Annotated in this window: 16 protein-coding genes; 11 read left to right on the plus strand and 5 right to left on the minus strand. The window is 66.0% G+C overall.

Annotated elements, in window-relative coordinates; all coding sequences use genetic code 11:
• Window positions 1-31 precede the first annotated feature (31 nt).
• From O0880_RS02745 to O0880_RS02760, 4 genes are read left to right on the plus strand one after another with little or no spacing between them, the layout of a single operon-like run.
• A complete protein-coding gene (locus O0880_RS02745) occupies window positions 32-385 on the plus strand; it encodes a metalloregulator ArsR/SmtB family transcription factor (RefSeq protein WP_071326218.1) in 354 nt (117 codons plus the stop codon).
• An 8-nt stretch (window positions 386-393) separates the two neighbouring features.
• On the plus strand, window positions 394-819 hold the full coding sequence (locus O0880_RS02750; protein ID WP_289884900.1) for a YeeE/YedE family protein: 426 nt from the start codon (window positions 394-396) through the stop codon (window positions 817-819).
• Window positions 816-1,259: a YeeE/YedE family protein gene (locus O0880_RS02755; protein ID WP_289884901.1), complete on the plus strand. Its 444-nt coding sequence runs from the start codon at window positions 816-818 to the stop codon at window positions 1,257-1,259. The genes O0880_RS02750 and O0880_RS02755 overlap by 4 nt, the downstream gene beginning before the upstream one ends.
• A gap of 45 nt (window positions 1,260-1,304) precedes the next feature.
• Window positions 1,305-2,162, plus strand: a complete 858-nt coding sequence (locus O0880_RS02760; protein WP_289884902.1) for a ChaN family lipoprotein — start codon at window positions 1,305-1,307, stop codon at window positions 2,160-2,162.
• Here O0880_RS02760 and O0880_RS02765 read toward each other — a convergent pair whose 3' ends face one another.
• Window positions 2,163-2,990, minus strand: coding sequence for an IclR family transcriptional regulator C-terminal domain-containing protein (locus O0880_RS02765; RefSeq protein ID WP_289884903.1), 828 nt, complete (start codon window positions 2,988-2,990; stop codon window positions 2,163-2,165).
• Window positions 2,991-3,156: 166 nt separating this feature from the next.
• Here O0880_RS02765 and O0880_RS02770 point away from each other — a divergent pair, with 166 nt between their 5' ends.
• The 7 genes from O0880_RS02770 (at window position 3,157) to O0880_RS02800 (ending at window position 10,433) form a co-directional block, all read left to right on the plus strand.
• Entirely contained in the window at window positions 3,157-3,855 is a 699-nt protein-coding gene (locus O0880_RS02770; RefSeq protein WP_289884904.1) for a 3-oxoacid CoA-transferase subunit A, read from the plus strand.
• An 11-nt stretch (window positions 3,856-3,866) separates the two neighbouring features.
• Window positions 3,867-4,514, plus strand: a complete 648-nt coding sequence (locus O0880_RS02775; RefSeq protein ID WP_289884905.1) for a 3-oxoacid CoA-transferase subunit B — start codon at window positions 3,867-3,869, stop codon at window positions 4,512-4,514.
• A 33-nt stretch (window positions 4,515-4,547) separates the two neighbouring features.
• A complete protein-coding gene (gene pcaF, locus O0880_RS02780; protein WP_289884906.1) occupies window positions 4,548-5,750 on the plus strand; it encodes a 3-oxoadipyl-CoA thiolase in 1,203 nt (400 codons plus the stop codon).
• 373 nt (window positions 5,751-6,123) lie between these two features.
• Window positions 6,124-7,419, plus strand: a complete 1,296-nt coding sequence (locus tag O0880_RS02785) for an MFS family transporter (RefSeq protein WP_071322085.1) — start codon at window positions 6,124-6,126, stop codon at window positions 7,417-7,419.
• A gap of 77 nt (window positions 7,420-7,496) precedes the next feature.
• Window positions 7,497-8,192 (plus strand): fumarylacetoacetate hydrolase family protein, encoded by a 696-nt coding sequence (locus tag O0880_RS02790; RefSeq protein ID WP_289884908.1) that lies wholly within the window; start codon window positions 7,497-7,499, stop codon window positions 8,190-8,192.
• A gap of 81 nt (window positions 8,193-8,273) precedes the next feature.
• On the plus strand, window positions 8,274-8,597 hold the full coding sequence (locus O0880_RS02795) for a thioredoxin family protein (protein WP_071322087.1): 324 nt from the start codon (window positions 8,274-8,276) through the stop codon (window positions 8,595-8,597).
• Between the two features lie 549 nt (window positions 8,598-9,146).
• On the plus strand, window positions 9,147-10,433 hold the full coding sequence (locus O0880_RS02800) for an MFS transporter (RefSeq protein WP_289884909.1): 1,287 nt from the start codon (window positions 9,147-9,149) through the stop codon (window positions 10,431-10,433).
• Window positions 10,434-10,492: 59 nt separating this feature from the next.
• Here the strand turns inward: O0880_RS02800 and O0880_RS02805 are convergent, their stop codons facing one another.
• From O0880_RS02805 to O0880_RS02820, 4 genes are all read right to left on the minus strand, one after another.
• Window positions 10,493-12,085, minus strand: coding sequence for a histidine-type phosphatase (locus O0880_RS02805; protein ID WP_289884910.1), 1,593 nt, complete (start codon window positions 12,083-12,085; stop codon window positions 10,493-10,495).
• Window positions 12,086-12,191: 106 nt separating this feature from the next.
• Window positions 12,192-14,672 carry a TonB-dependent receptor gene (locus O0880_RS02810; RefSeq protein WP_289884911.1) on the minus strand — a complete coding sequence of 827 codons (2,481 nt, stop codon included), beginning with the start codon at window positions 14,670-14,672 and terminating at the stop codon, window positions 12,192-12,194.
• A gap of 77 nt (window positions 14,673-14,749) precedes the next feature.
• On the minus strand, window positions 14,750-15,787 hold the full coding sequence (locus O0880_RS02815; protein WP_289884912.1) for a FecR domain-containing protein: 1,038 nt from the start codon (window positions 15,785-15,787) through the stop codon (window positions 14,750-14,752).
• The gene (locus tag O0880_RS02820; RefSeq protein ID WP_071322091.1) at window positions 15,754-16,281 is read right to left on the minus strand and encodes a sigma-70 family RNA polymerase sigma factor; all 528 of its coding nucleotides are present in this window, start codon (window positions 16,279-16,281) and stop codon (window positions 15,754-15,756) included. Before O0880_RS02820 ends, O0880_RS02815 begins: the two co-directional genes overlap by 34 nt.
• Window positions 16,282-16,402: the final 121 nt, after the last annotated feature.

Raw genomic sequence — 16,402 nt, forward strand, 5'->3', positions numbered from 1 at the left:
TGTACACACTTACCGCCTGTGGGAGGGCATGATGGATACGGTCGCAACGCAACAGACAGAATATAACCTCGACGCCATGCGCGGCTCGGCCTATAAAGCCAGTTCGCTGCTCAAGGCCATGGGCAACGCGGACCGCCTGATGCTGCTGTGCCAGCTGTCGCAGGGCGAGCACTGCGTCAGCGACCTCGAGCAAAAGGTGGGCATAGTCCAGCCGACCCTGTCGCAGCAGCTGGGCGTGTTGCGCGAGGAAATGCTGGTGGCCACGCGACGCGACGGCAAGCAGATCTATTACCGCGTCGCCAGCCCGCCCGTGCTGGCCGTGCTGCAAGTGCTGTATGCGCAATTTTGCGCGCCGCGCCCGCCGTTCAACGACGAAGCAGACTAAGCGTTGTCATGACGATAGACTGGCAGCATTTCACGCCGTGGACGTCGCTGGCCGGCGGCATGCTGATTGGCCTGGCCGCGGCCCTGCTGATCCTCTTCAATGGCCGCATCGCCGGCATCAGCGGCATCGTCGCTGGCCTGCTGCGTCCGCGCCGGGGCGACCTGGGCTGGCGCATCGCCTTCCTCGCCGGCCTCGTCGGCTCGCCCCTGTTGTGGCAGCTGTGGCAAGCCTTGCCGCCCGTGCGCATCGGGGCGGACACGCCGGCCCTGGTCGTCGCGGGCCTGCTGGTCGGCGTGGGCGTTCGCTATGGCGCCGGCTGTACCAGCGGCCACGGCGTGTGCGGCCTGTCGCGCCTGTCGCCGCGCTCGCTGGCGGCCACTTGTGCCTTCATGGCGGCCGGTTTTCTCACCGTCTACCTGCTGCGCCACCTATGAACACACTGCTGTTTTCCCTGTTGAGCGGCCTCGTCTTTGGACTGGGCCTGATCGTGTCCGGCATGAGCAATCCCGCCAAGGTGCTTGGTTTCCTCGACCTGGCCGGCGCCTGGGACCCGTCGCTGGCGCTGGTGATGGGCGGCGCCATCGGCGTGGCCCTGCCCGCCTTCTGGCTGGCACGGCGGCGCACGACTGCCATCCTGGGCGAGCCCATGCAATTGCCGGCGGCGCGGCGTATCGACCGGCGCCTGCTGCTGGGCAGCCTGGCCTTTGGCGCAGGCTGGGGCATCGCCGGTTTCTGTCCCGGCCCCGCGCTCGTGTCCTTGCTGGCGGGGCAGCCCAAGGCGTGGATTTTCGTGGCTGCCATGCTGGCCGGCATGACCATCTTCGAACTGCTGGCGTGGCGCAAGGGCCGCCGCGAGGCCGCGCCTGCCGCCTGAGGCGCGGTACAATCTGGCGCATCGCCACTCTGGATACCCGCTTACATGAAGAACGTGATTTTCCGCGCCGGCGCGCGCGCCGCCCTGTTGTGCAGCGTGCTGGCGCTGACCGCCTGCGGCAGCTTGCTGAAGAAAGACGCGCCGCCCGCTCCCGCGCCTGTCGCCGACGCCTTGCCCAATCCGCAAGTGCTGCTGCTGGGCGAAGTTCAGGACAATGCGCAAGGCCACCGTTTGCGCGTCGCGGAGTTGCAGCGCCGCCTGGCGGCCGGCTGGCGTCCCGTCATTGTCATGGAGCAGTTTGACCGCAATAACCAGGACTTGCTGACGCGCGCTGCGCGCGAATGCGCGGATCCCGACTGCATCATCCGCGTGATGGAACAGCCGCGCTGGGACTGGAGCTTGTACCGGCCCGTGCTGGACCTCGTCATCAGCTACCAGCTGCCTCTGGTGGCCGGCAACCTGTCGCCGGCCGATGCCTCGCGCATCGTGCGCGACGGCATCCAATGGTCGATGCCGCCGGCCATGGTCGCCACTTACCTGGCCGCGCCCGTGCCGGCCGATATTCTGGAAGGGCAGCAGAAGGACATCCAGGCGGCCCGCTGCAACATGCTGCCGGAGATGATGGTGGCCGGTGTCGTCAACGCCCAGGTGGCGCGCGACATCTGGATGGCCAAGCTGATACGCGACCAGGCGCCGCGCGATGTGGTGCTGATCGCTGGCAATGACCACGTGCGCAAGGACATCGGCGTGCCGCGCTGGCTGAAGCTGGCCGACCCGCAACTGAACGTGCGCAGCATCGGCTACCTGGAACAGGGTAGTAGCGGCTACAAGGGCGCGTTTGACTTGACGCAAACGATGCCGGCGCAGCCGCGTCCCGACCCGTGCGCGAAGTTTAAACAATAATCACTGCTGCACCCGCACCAGGGCGCTGACCCGGCTTGCCGTATCGAGCAGTTTCGGCAAGCTGTGTTCGAGCAGCTGCGCCACGGACGGCCCCGCCGTCTGGCCGCTGACGTTGATCGCCGCTACCACCTTGCCGCTGCGGTCGAACACGGGCGCGGCCAGCGCCACCAGGCCCTGTTCCAGTTCTTCCTGCACCAGGCTCCAGCCCTGGCGGCGCACTTGCGCAATCTCTGCCATCAGGGCGTCGATATCGACCAGCGTGGCTGGCGTCAGTTTCAGTAGCGCCATCTTCGACAGCCGCGCGCGCAGCACGTCCGGCGCCAGGTCCGACAGCAGCACCCTGCCCATCGACGTGCAATACGCGGGCAGGCGGCTGCCGATGCCCAGGTTGATCGACATGGTGCGGTGCGCGGACAGGCGCACGACATAGACGATGTCGTCGCCGTCGAGCACGGTGGCCGAGCACGACTGGCGCAACGATGCCATCAATTCTTCCAGCAGCGGCTGCGCCTGCGTCCATACGGGCAGCGATGACAGATATGCGTAGCCCAGGTCGAGCACCTTCGGCGTCAGGCGGAACAGCCTTCCGTCCGCTTCCACATAACCGAGATGCAGCAGGGTGTGCAGGATGCGCCGCGCGCCGGCGCGCGTCAGCTGCGCCCGTTCCGCCACTTCACTGAGGGTTTGCCGCGGCGCCTCGGCGCCAAAGCTGCGCAGCACGGCCAGGCCGCGCGCGAACGATTGCACATAGCTGTCGCCAGGACGCGGCGCGCCGTCGGCGTCAAGGCTGGCTTCGGTGGAAGGGGGCGTGCTGCTGCGTTCGATCATGGCGATTCCAATTGGTCAAGGTGGCAATTATAGCCATGCTGGCGGCGGCAACGGCAAATTGACAAGCGCGTCGATCAGGCATATTCTCACGAATAAGTTCTAAATACGAATATTTGTTCGATATACGAACAAATGACCGATGGGTTTTATTTGTAGGAGGCAGGCAATGATCGACAAACTGCGTTCCAGCGTCTTTGACGCGCTGGCCGATATCCACGATGGCGCCACCGTCATGATTGGCGGCTTCGGCGGCGCCGGCCAGCCGGCCGAGCTGATCGACGGCTTGATCGCCCACGGCGCGCGCGAGCTCGTCATCGTCAACAACAACGCGGGCAATGGCGACACGGGCCTGGCCGCCCTGCTGAACAACGGGCAGGTGCGCAAGATCATCTGCTCGTTTCCGCGCCAGGCCGATTCCCATGTGTTCGACGCCCTGTACCGCGCGGGCAAGCTGGAACTGGAACTGGTGCCGCAGGGCAATCTGGCCGAGCGCATCCGCGCCGCCGGCGCCGGCATCGGCGGCTTCTTCACTCCCACCGGCTATGGCACGGATTTGGCCAAGGGCAAGGAAACGCGCGAGATCGACGGCCGCATGTATGTGTTCGAGTCGCCCATCCATGCCGACTTCGCGCTGATCAAGGCGGAGCAGGGCGACCGCTGGGGCAACCTCACCTACCGCAAGACGGCGCGCAACTTCGGCCCGATCATGGCCATGGCCGCGACAGTCAGTATTGCTTCCGTGCATGAAGTTGCCGAACTGGGCAGCATCGACCCGGAACACGTCATCACGCCGGGCCTGTTCGTGCAGCGCATCGTGCAAGTGCCGCGCACGGCCACCGGCCCCGCCGGCTTCAAAGCCGCTTGAGGAGTATCAACATGAATAAATGGAATCGAGACCAGATGGCGGCCCGCGTGGCGGCCGACATCCATGAAGGCAGTGTCGTCAACCTGGGCATCGGCTTGCCGACGCTGGTGGCCAACCACTTGCCGGCCGGCGCCGACATCATCTTGCACAGCGAAAACGGCGTGATCGGCATGGGCCCGGCGCCCGCGCCCGGCGAGGAAGACTACGACCTGATCAACGCGGGCAAGCAAGCCGTCACCCTGCTGGCGGGCGGCAGCTATTTCCACCATGCCGACAGCTTTGCCATGATGCGCGGCGGCCACCTGGACATTTGCGTGCTGGGCGCCTTCCAGGTGTCCGCCACGGGCGACCTGGCCAACTGGCACACGGGCGCGCCGGACGCCATCCCCGCCGTGGGCGGGGCCATGGACCTGGCCATCGGCGCGAAAAAGACCTGGGTCATGATGGAATTGCTGACCAAGACGGGTGAAAGCAAGCTGGTGCAGGCCTGCACCTATCCGCTGACGGGCATCGCCTGCGTCAGCCGCATCTACAGCGACCTGGCCGTGCTCGACCTGGGACCGGCTGGCGCCACGGTCGTCGAACTGGTCGATGGCTTGAATTTTGCACAGTTGCAAGCACTGACGGCCGTGCCGCTGACGGACGGCCGCGCCCCTTAAGCCTCTCTCTTTAACTTTCTTGGAGGAAAGAACATGACCCACGCATATATCTGCGACGCCCAGCGCACGCCATTCGGCCGCTACGGCGGCGGACTGGCCGGCGTGCGCGCCGACGACCTGGGCGCCGTGCCCATCCGTGCCTTGATGGCGCGCAACCCGGATGTGGACTGGACCGCCGTCACCGACGTGCTGTACGGCTGCGCCAACCAGGCGGGCGAGGACAACCGCAACGTGGCGCGCATGGCCGCCTTGCTGGCCGGCCTGCCCGACAGCGTGCCGGGTTCCACCCTGAACCGTTTGTGCGGCTCGGGGCTGGACGCCATCGGCAGCGCCGCGCGCTTCATCAAGAGCGGCGAAGCGGGCTTGCTGATCGCCGGCGGCGTGGAAAGCATGAGCCGCGCGCCGTTCGTCATGGGCAAGGCCGACAGCGCCTTTGCGCGCGGCATGAAAATGGAAGACACGACCATCGGCTGGCGTTTCATCAACCCCTTGATGAAGGCGCAATACGGCGTCGATTCGATGCCGGAAACGGCGGAAAACGTGGCGCTGGACTTTGGCATCAGCCGCGCGGACCAGGACGCGTTCGCCCTGGCCAGCCAGGTCAAGGCGCTGGCGGCGCAGCAGGCGGGCGTGTTCGACAGCGAGATCTGCCCCGTCAGCATCGCCCAGAAGAAGGGCGAACCGATCCTCGTGGCCCGCGACGAGCACCCGCGCGCCACCACCCTGGAAACCTTGACGAAACTCAAGCCCGTCGTGCGCGCCGATGGCACGGTCACGGCCGGCAACGCGTCCGGCGTCAACGATGGCGCGGCGGCCCTGCTGCTGGCCGATGAAGTCAACGCGGCGCGCTTCGGCCTGACGCCGCGCGCGCGCGTGGTGGCCATGGCGACGGCCGGCGTCGCGCCGCGCATCATGGGCATCGGTCCCGCGCCTGCCACCCTGAAAGTGCTGGCCATGACGGGCTTGACCCTGGCCGACTTCGACGTCATCGAACTCAATGAAGCGTTTGCCGCGCAGGGGCTGGCCGTGCTGCGCCAGCTGGGCTTGCAGGACGACGACCCCCGCGTCAACCCGAACGGCGGCGCCATCGCCCTCGGCCATCCGCTGGGCGCCTCGGGCGCGCGCCTGGCCATGACGGCCGTCAACCAGCTGCACCGCACGGGCGGGCGCTATGCCTTATGCACCATGTGCATCGGCGTGGGCCAGGGCATCGCGCTGGTGCTGGAACGGGTCTGACCTGCAGCGCACCCGGGCAGGGGCCATGCACTGTGCACTGACACAAGATGCGGCATCGGCATCGGCCAGGGCATCGCGCTGGTGCTGGAGCGGGTGTGAGCTGCAGCGCACCCGGGCAGGGGCCATGCACTGTGCACTGACACAAGATGCGGCATCGGCATCGGACAGGGCATTGCGCTGGTGCTGGAACGGGTGTGATTCCGCGCGTCCGACGGCGAAAAAAAAGTTGCCGGCGATACGTATTAACGCGTATGCCGACCGGCTTTTTGACCTCGATCAAGGGCGTATGATGCAAAACCAGGCTGGCCGATGTTCTGCATCGGGCCGCCTGGCACTGGCTTCCGGGCCGTTTTTTGAATACAAGAAGACTGATATGACATCCCACGATACTCCGCATGACGTTGCGCAGCTGACTTCCCAGCAGCGCATCAAGGCCATCATTGGCGCTTCCTCCGGTAACCTGGTCGAGTGGTTCGACTTCTATATTTATTCCTTCTGCGCGCTGTATTTCTCGCACGCCTTCTTCCCTTCCGGCAATCCCACCACGCAGCTGCTGCAGACGGCCGGCATCTTTGCCGCCGGCTTCCTCATGCGCCCCGTGGGCGGCTGGCTGTTCGGCCGCATTGCCGACAAGTACGGCCGCCGCCAGTCGATGATGATTTCCGTGCTGATGATGTGCGGCGGCTCGCTGATGATCGCCGTCATGCCCACCTATGACACGATCGGCGCCTTCGCCCCGTTCCTGCTGCTGGTGGCGCGCCTGTTCCAGGGACTGTCCGTGGGCGGCGAGTACGGCACCAGCGCCACCTACATGAGCGAAGTGTCGGAATCGGGCAAGCGCGGTTTCTTTGCCTCGTTCCAGTACGTGACCCTGATCGGCGGCCAGCTGCTGGCGCTGCTGGTGCTGGTGGTCTTGCAGCAATTGCTGACCCTGGAAGAATTGCGCGCCTGGGGCTGGCGCATTCCGTTCGTCTTCGGCGCGCTGGCGGCCCTCGTGTCGCTGAACCTGCGTAAATCCCTGACGGAAACGACCACCGCCAGCGAGCGCAAGGACAAGGATGCGGGCAGCCTGCGCGGCTTGCTCAAGCACAAACGCGCCTTCATCACGGTGCTGGGCTTTACGGCCGGCGGTTCGCTCGTGTTCTACACCTTCACCACGTACATGCAGAAATACCTGGTCAATACGGCCGGCATGGATACCAAGACGGCCAGCGCCGTCATGACCTGCGCCCTGCTCGTGTACATGGTGCTGCAACCCGTGTTCGGCGCCCTGTCCGACCGCATCGGCCGCCGCACCTCGATGCTGTTCTTCGGCGGCCTGGCTACCCTGTGCGTGTTGCCGATCATGCATGCCCTGAAGGATATTTCCAGCCCGTACGCGGCGTTTGGCCTGATCATCATCGCCCTGGCCATCATCAGCTTCTACACCTCGATCAGCGGCTTGATCAAGGCGGAAATGTTCCCCGTCGAAGTGCGCGCGCTGGGCGTGGGCCTGTCGTACGCGGTCGCCAACGCCATGTTCGGCGGTTCGGCCGAATACGTGGCGCTGCAGTTCAAGGCCTGGCACGTGGAAGAGTATTTCTATTGGTACGTGACCATCATGTGCCTGATTTCCTTCATCGTCGCCATCCGCATGCCGGACCCGAGTCGCTCGGGACTGCTGAAGTAAGCTTGCCGTAAAATAGGGGGACACTGCGGTGTCCCTTTTTCATCGCCGCCTTTTTATTGTGCCGATCAGGAGTTTCCATGCCGTATGTCATTCCCGCAGCCATCCAGCCCAGCGTTCCCGTCGCCGGCAGCACCGACAGCTTTCCCGTCCACCGCATCTATTGCGTGGGCCGCAACTATGTCGACCATGCCCAGGAAATGGGCCACACGGGCCGCGAGGCGCCGTTTTTCTTCATGAAACCCAACGACGCCGTGTTGCCCGTGCCTGCCGGCACGACGGGCGCATTGCCGTATCCGGCGCAGACGCAGGATTTCCAGCACGAGATGGAGCTGGTGGTGGCCATCGGCAAGGGCGGCAGCGATATCGGCATCGACGAGGCCATGGCGCACGTGTGGGGCTACGCCGTGGGCCTGGACATGACGCGCCGCGACGTGCAGGGCGCGGCGAAAAAGCTGGGCCGTCCATGGGAGACGGGCAAGGCCTTCGAATGCTCGGCGCCCATCGGCCCCATCACGCCGGCCGCGCAGGCGGGCGACGTCAGGCAGGCCGCCATCACCCTGCACGTGAATGGCGAGCTGCGCCAGGGCAGCAACATCGCCATGCTGATCTGGAACGTGGCCGAAACCATCGCCGACCTGTCGACCTACTTTACCCTGCAACCGGGCGACCTGATCTATACGGGCACGCCGGCCGGCGTGGCGGCCGTGCAGCGCGGCGACGAGCTGGTGGGCGCCATCGATGGCCTCGGCGAATTGCGCGTCAAAGTGGTGTAAAGCGCGCTGGCGCACAACACGACGAGCCCGCATGGCGCACAATCGCCTTGCGGGCTTTTATATGGCATCAAGGAGATATGCATGCTGAGCGAGACCTATTCTGTAGCGCAACCGACGCGCGCCGAGATCGACGCCCTGGCGGGGCCGGCCCTGCTGGAATTCGGCACGGGCTGGTGCGGCCATTGCCGCGCCACCCAGGCGCCGCTGGCCGCCGCGTTTGCAGCGCACCCCGGGGTGCCGCATGTGCGCGTGGAAGACGGCCCCGGCCGCGCCCTGGGCCGTTCATTCAAGGTGAAACTGTGGCCGACCCTGATCTTCCTCAAGGATGGCCAGGAAGTGGCGCGCCTCGTGCGCCCGCTCGACAGCGCCGAGATTGAGCAGGCTTTTGCATTGATTGATGCGTAGGTCGGCTTGGCGCAGCGTAAGCCGACACCACCGCACTACATGCTCTAACACAACTTCTTGCCGCACCGCAGCACTGCGCGTATCATAGGCCGCTTACAGCAAGATCAACCGCATCCTTGACCGGATGCAGGCGCGATCATCGCCGGCCCGCTCCATCCGGAGGGGCCGCAGGCAAGGATTCACCACAAATGACCGATGCCGCGATGCCGACGCGCGGGTCTGGTACGGAATGCCTGGCGATACGCCGGGCCTGATACACGTCGCCCATCCCCTGACGCCTTTCCTGCCGTGCCCCGGGCAACCGGATGGCGCACGACCGTTGTTTCTCTAAATCAGCACTGATCACGGCGCGATAGCGCGCGTTGCCGGCAGTTCGCTACGGCAACAAAAACCGTTGTTTTTTGTTTGCAAATTTAATAGCAAATGCGCGGCAAATGCCCGCATGCAAGGCTATGATATGCGAACGACACGGAGACAACGTGCTGTGCTGCTGCCTGAAAAAACATCCAGAGAATGGCCTTTAGACACCCTCCCCAAGGAGCGCAGTAAATGAGCACCCCCCCCAAGAAAAATTCCCCCGGCACGGTGCTGTTCGCCAGCCTGATCGGCACCACCATCGAGTTCTTTGACTTTTATATCTACGCCACCGCCGCCGTGCTGGTGTTCCCGAAACTGTTCTTCCCCGCCGGCGACCCGTCGGCCGCCGTGCTGCAATCGCTGGCCACGTTCGCCATCGCCTTCTTTGCCCGCCCCATCGGCTCTGCCGTGTTCGGCCACTTCGGCGACCGCATCGGCCGCAAGGCGACCCTGGTGGCCGCCTTGCTGACCATGGGCATTTCCACCGTCATCATCGGCTTGCTGCCGACCTATGCGGCCATCGGCACCCTGGCGCCATTGCTGCTGGCGCTGTGCCGTTTCGGCCAGGGCCTGGGCCTGGGCGGCGAATGGGGCGGCGCGGTGCTGCTGGCCACGGAAAACGCGCCACCGGGCAAGCGCGCCTGGTACGGCATGTTCCCGCAGCTCGGTGCGCCGATCGGTTTCTTCCTGTCGGGCGGCATCTTCCTGCTGCTCAGCGAAACCATGACCGATGAGCAATTCTTCAGCTATGGCTGGCGCATCCCGTTCCTCGCCAGCGCGCTGCTGGTCATCGTCGGCCTGTACGTGCGCCTGAAGATCACGGAAACGCCGGACTTCCAGAAAGTCATCGACAAGAACGAGGTCGTGAAACTGCCGGTGGCCACCGTGTTCCGCCAGCACGGCCGCATGCTGTTTCTGGGCACCATCATCGCCCTGGCCACCTTCGTGCTGTTCTACCTGATGACGGTGTTCGCGCTGAGCTGGGGCACGACCAAGCTGGGCTTCACGCGCAAGGAATTCCTCGTCGTGCAGCTGTTTGCCGTGCTGTTCTTCGCCCTGACGATTCCATTCTCGGCCGTGCTGGCCGACCGCCGCGGCCGCCGTGCGACCATGATCTGGGTTTCCGTCGCCATCGCCATCTTCGGCCTGGTGCTGGCACCGATGTTCGGTTCGGGCGTGACGTGGGAAGTGACGCTGTTCATGGCCGTCGGCCTCGGCTTGATGGGCATGACCTACGGCCCGCTGGGCACCATGCTGTCCGAGCTGTTCCCGCCCGAAGTGCGCTACACGGGCGCGTCGCTGACGTTCAACCTGGCCGGTATCCTGGGCGCTTCGCTGGCGCCGTATATCGCCACCTGGCTGGCCACGAATTATGGCTTGCAGTACGTCGGCTATTACCTGTCGCTGGCCGCCGTGCTGACCCTGGGTGCCTTGCTGATGGTGGGCAAGCCACAGGCGGGCAAGGAAGCCTGGCAGTAAACGCGCACGCTGTTTGAGCACCGCGCAAGCCGCCAGCCTTCCAGCTGGCGGCTTTTTTTTCACCGTGACGGCGCCGCCACGTGGCCGTAGCAGGCCTTCAGTCCCGTGTAGTCGTAGAACACGCTGCCCGGCGCGATGCGGGCGCCGTCGCAGGACGCCTGGAACGGCGTTTCCTTTTCGTTGTACAGCAGGCGCACGATCAGCTGGCCTGCCGCATTGCGGTACACATCCCACTGCAGGTTGGCCGCCAGCGGCGATACCTGCGCGCCGCGCCATCGGCTGTTGGCATAGCTGTAGGGTATGGCCTCCGGCAGGGGCGCCAGCGCCTGCTGCAAACCCATGGCCGAGGCCAGCGGAATGATCATCTCGGCATGCGTGAAGCGCAGCTTGGCCGCATGGCGCAAGTCACCGCCGGCCAGCGCATCGACCTCCCTGAAGAAATCCTCGCGCAGCGCCAGGGCGAAGCGCCAGGTCACGCCGGCGCTGTCCGTGGTGGACGGCCCCTTCTGATAAAAATCCTCGTGGTCGGCCACCGCAGCGTAGTAGCGCGCGTCGTCGGCCGGCATGTAGCGGCTGAAATCGGCCGCCACCTCGTGGCGCATGCCGGCGGCGATGGCGTACAGCTCATACAGTTTCGTGGCGGCCGCATTGACGCTGCGGATGGCCGTCTTGCCGCTGCCCGTCAGGGTGCGCGTGAATTTGCCATCCGCGCTGGTAAACGTGTAGCTGCCCGTGTCCGCATAGCTGGTGCGGCCGCCGTCAAACTGCGCCAGGAAGGCTGGCGTAAACAGCCGTTCGAGCACCTGGCGCGCATGCCTGGCCGCCGCCGGCTGCCTGGCGGGGGCCGCCGTCAGGGTGTCGAGCCGCTTGGTCCTGATGTAGTGCTGGTAGGCCTGGCTGGCCTCATACGTGGCGAAATACGGGCTGGCGCGATCGGTGACGCGGTCCGTCTGCGGCGCCAGCTTGTGCGCGTACAGCAGGAAGCGGTTGACGCCATCGGGCTGTAATGTCGGCTGCACCCCGGAGGCGCGTCCCTGCGGATACGGCGCCGGCGCGGGCGGCAGATACAGCAGCGGCGCGAGCGCCGGCGCATGCTCGAGCAGCGACTGCGTGAAGAAGCGCGCGCTGTCGCGGGCGCGGTCCACGCCCGAGTGGATGGTGACGAGCTGGCGCGGCGCCGTGGTCGCATCCTGTTCCAGCTGCGCAAACAGGGCGGGCAGGCGCGCCAGCAGGCGCACGGCCAGCTGCCGGTGTTCGGCTATGCCCGTCTGCGACAGATTGCCATAGCCGGGCCGCTCGATGCCGGCCACGCCATAGCCGAGCAGGGCGTTGGCCTGCATCAGGGCCAGGATGTCCGGCCCCAGTTCGCGTCCCAGCGGTGTCAGGGCATCCTGCGCGGCCGCCTGCCGCCACATCGCGTACAGGGCCGCGTCGCCCTTCATGCCGGTCAGGCCGCGCGCGCCATGGCGCGCCACCAGCTGCGTGAAAATGGGCTGGAAGCCGGCCGGCGGCGTGGCATACGTGGCCGGATCCTGCTGCGGCGCGTAGGGCGTCTTGGTCTGGTAATAGCCATCCTGGGCCAGGGCGGGACTGGCGTACAGGGCGAAGGCCAGGGCCAGCGGCATGCTGGACGGGGGAAGCGAGAGGGGCATGGTTTTTGTGCGGATGGTTTCTTGAATGCAAGCCTAGCACCGAACGAAAAAAAAGCGGGCACGGCTGAATGCCGGCCCGCCTGTGCTGTCATTGCAGGGCGTCAGCCTACCACTTCGGCGTGTACTTCAGGGTGAACTGCACATTGCGCGGGTCGCCATAGTAGTTATTCGACCCGGTGGTGTTGTAGGACGGGATGATGTAGCGCTTGTCGAACATATTGTTGAGGTTCAGCGACACGGCCACTTGCGGCGTGGCTTGCCAGCCCAGGCGTGCATTCCAGATCGAGAAGCCGGCGACGTTGAAGGTGCGCTCGGTATCGACGGTATGGCTTTGCAGGTTGGCGCCGGCACCCACGCTGAACTTGTCCCACGCGCCTGGCAGGGTATAGCTGGACCAAAGGCGCAGCATGTGCTTCGGCGTCCAGGTGGAGAAGACCTGGCCCTTGTTGTCCGGATCGTCGAGGTAGGTCGTCGTCGTGTAGGCGTAGCCGGCCGACAGCTGCAGGCCGCGCGCCACTTCGCCCGACACTTCCGCTTCCAGACCCTGGCTGCGCACCTTGCCCGAGGCGCGCGAGCAGTACCAGCCATCGCAGGCGAAACCGGCAGCATAATCGGTGACGGCGCGGTCCTTGTGGTCATAGCGGAACACGGCCAGCGAGGTGTTGACCTTGCCGTCCAGCAGTTCGCCCTTGATGCCGCCCTCGTAGCTGCTGCCCGTGATGGGCTTGAGGGTGCGGCCGGCCACATCGTGGTTCGTCTGCGGCTGGAACACGTCTGCATAGCTGGCATAGGCCGACCATTGCGGCGTCAGTGCATAGATCAGACCCACCGATGGCGTGAACTTGGCCGTAGTGCGGGTAGCGTCGCGGTAGCCGTCCGGCGTGGCATACAGGAAGTCGTACCAGCTGAAGCGCCCGCCCAGCAGGGCTTTCAGATTGCTCGTCAGCTGGCCGTTCCAGGTGCCATACAGGCCTTTCTGGCGCATGTCGTAGGTGCTGTAGCTGGTCACACCCGCTGGGCGCGCGGCGATGGTGTCGAAATCCTGCCATGGCCGATTGTGCTTGATATTGAAGATATCCGCGCCCGTTTCCCACGCGCGCGCATAGCGGTCGTTCGACGTCATGCTGACATAGCTGGCGCCGACGACGACTTCCTGCGCGATGCCCAGGCCATCGAATTTGCCGCGCACGAAGGCGTCGATGCCGCGCTTGCGGTTGTCGAAATCGGTGGAAAAGTCGCCATAGCGCGCGCCGCTGCCATCGGGATTGATTTCAAAGGCCGTGCGCTGGTGCGTGGAGCTGGTGCTTTCATTCATGCCCAGCGCCGAAGCCTTCAGGCTCCATTGCGTATTGAAGTGGTGTTCCAGGTCCAGGTAGACGGTGCTCTGTTCCACCAGGCTGCGGTTCCAGTCGGCACCCGTGAAGGTGGAGCGCGGCAGCGGCAGTTCGCTGCCGTCCGCGTAGCGGGGCAGGCCGATGAAGGTGGGGCGGCCGTATGCTTTCACATGGCTGGCGGCCAGGCCGACGGTGGTGGCGGGCGCCAGGTCGTAGTCGAGCGCCGCGTACAGGGTGCGGTTCTTGCTCCACACCTGGTCGATGAAGGAGTGGCTGTCGTCTTCATCGACGATGGCGCGCCCGCGCAGCGTGCCTTCCGCATTCAGCGGGCTGCTGATGTCGAGCTGGGCGCCATAGTGGTCCCACGAGCCGGCGCGTCCCGTCAGCGTGATCGCGCGCGTGGCCAGCGGGCGCTTGCGCACCAGGTTGACGGAGCCGCCCGGGCTGCCCGTGCCGACCAGCATGCCCGAGGCGCCGCGCAGCACTTCCAGGCGGTCGTAGATGACCATGTTTTCCTGGCCCCAGTTGCCCAGCGCGTAGGTGTTGCGGTCGATCGGCACGCCATCGTACTGCCACTGGTCGATCTGGAAGCCGCGCGCCGTGATCACCACGCCCGGTCCCACGCCATGCACGCCGACCACGCCGGTGACGTTGTTGACGGCTTCGCGCAAGTCCGTGATGCCCTGGTCGTCCAGGCGCTGGCGCGTCAGCACGCTCACCGATTGCGGGATGTCCTTCATCGACTGTTCGCCCTTGCCGATGGTGAGCTTGCGCGCCGTGTAGGAGCCGCTGCCTTCGGTGGTGGCGCCCTGTTCGGCCTGGCCGACGATGGTAATCGATGGCATGGTGCGCTCGGCAGCGGAGGCGGAGGTGGCCGCCGCCGTGGGCGCGGTTGCCGGCGCGGCCACCAGCACATAGCCGGTCGGCGTCTTGCCGATGACGTAGCCGCTGCCGCGCAGCAGCGCGGCGAAACCGTCATCGATGGCGTAACTGCCCTGCAGGCCGGCCGTGCTCAAGCCTTGCACCTTGGCTGCATCGATGACGATGGACACGCCCGCCTGCTGCGCATAGCGGTTCAGGGCGCCAGCCAGCGGGCCGGCGGGAATGCTGTAGCTGGCGGTGGCAGCCGCCGTTTGCGCAACTGCTTGCGCGTGCATGCCGGCACTTGCCAGCAGCAGGGCGGCCAGGGCCAGCGGGCGCAAACGCGTGCGCAAGGGGTTCTGGGACGAAACGGGAACGGCAGGAAGGTACATGGTGACAGCCTTTTTTGAATGATCTCAGCTGCCTTGACGCACGAGATGCGCAAAGTGGAACCGTGCATGCAAAATTTTTATTTATTTTTTGCTGCGCCGCCGGCGGGCGCGTCCACCATCACCAGGTAGCGCGTCAGCATGCGGATGCGCAGCTGCGGGAAATTGTCGATCAGCAACTGCAGCGCCTTGTCGGTGTCGTCCAGCGGCAGCACGGCTGCCACGCGGATGCCGGCGATCTGCGTGCGGTCGTAATGCAGCTGGCCGGGGCGGTGGCGCGCCAGTTCGTCCAGCACCTCGGCCAGCGGCTGGTCGTCGACCACCAGCTGGTGCGCGCGCCACGCGTCCTGCACGCTGGCCGCATCGATGGCGGTCAGTGGCCCCACGCCATCGGACGTGATGCGCGCGCGCTGGCCTGCCTGTACCACGGTGGCCGGATGCTGCGCTACCTGCGCCGACACTTTCGATTCCAGCATGCTCAATATCGTGGCGCCGTCGTCCCTGTGCACGGTGAAGCGCGTGCCGAGCGCGCGGATCGCCGCCTGGCCGCTGTCGACGATGAAGGGGCGCTGCGCATCCTTGGCGACGTCGACGAGGATGTCGCCACGCACCAGTTCCACATGCCGCTCGCCCGCGCTGAAATGCACGTTGACGGCGCTGTGGCTGCCCAGGGTCAGGCGGCTGCCGTCGGCCAGGGTGTGCGTGCGCCATTGACCGGTGGGGCTGCGCAGGTCGGCCAGCAGGTAGGCGGGGCGTTCGCTGGCGACCATGGCGGTTGTCAGCACCAGCACGGCCACGGCGCCGGCGGCGGCCAGCTGGCGCAGGCGCTGGCGGGGACGCTTGGGCGCGATGGCGGCCAGCGCGGCGCGCGCGGGGCGGTGGTCGCCACCGGCCGGTGCGCGCACGGCGCTCAACTGGCCCAGCAGGTTTTCCATGCCGGCCGCCGCCGTCGCATGCAGCGGATCGGCTGCCTTCCACGCCGCGTAGCCGGCCCGCGCCTGTTCGCGCTCGGCCGGATCGTCCGCGCTCAGCTGCACGATCCAGTGGGCGGCCTGTTCGGCGGCGACATCCGTGCGCGCGCTGCTCATGCCGCCATACCGGGACAGGCGTGGCGGCATGCCAGCAAGGCTTGCACCAGGTATTTTTGCACCATGCGCGTGGAGACGTTCAGCTGCGCCGCCACCGCCGCCTGCGGCTGCTCTTCCAGGTAGTGCAGCAAGAAGGCGTCGCGCGCCTTGGCGTTCACGCCGGCCAGCGCGCCGGCGATCTGCTCGAGCGCCTGCATGGCCATCAGGATCTCGTCCGGCGACGGCGCGCCGGGCAGGCTGTCGGCCAGCGCGGCCAGTTCCGCCAGGTAGGCGCGCTCGAGCAGTTGCCGGCGCGCGCGGTCGAGCAGCAGGCGCTTCGCCGTCGTCGACAGGTAGGCGCGCGGCTCGCGCATGCCGAACAGCGCATCGCGCGAGGCGATGATGCGCAAAAACGTGTCTTGCGCCACGTCGGCCGCGCCGTGCGGGCAACTGAGCTTGCGGCGCAGCCAGCCCACCAGCCAGCCGTGATGCTCGCTGTAGAGCGACTGCACTTGCTGTTGCAGGCTGGACGGGATGGTGGACATGGCGGGCGGGTAAAAACTATAAATGAGAATTATTCTCATTGTAATCGCTGGCGCCGTCCCGCGACAATCCCTAATGGATGCGAAGGGCGCAGGTGTTGCGTGCAGGCCGCAATGTGGCACG

The organism is Janthinobacterium sp. SUN118 (genome assembly GCF_030397695.1).
Lineage (GTDB): Bacteria > Pseudomonadota > Gammaproteobacteria > Burkholderiales > Burkholderiaceae_D > Janthinobacterium.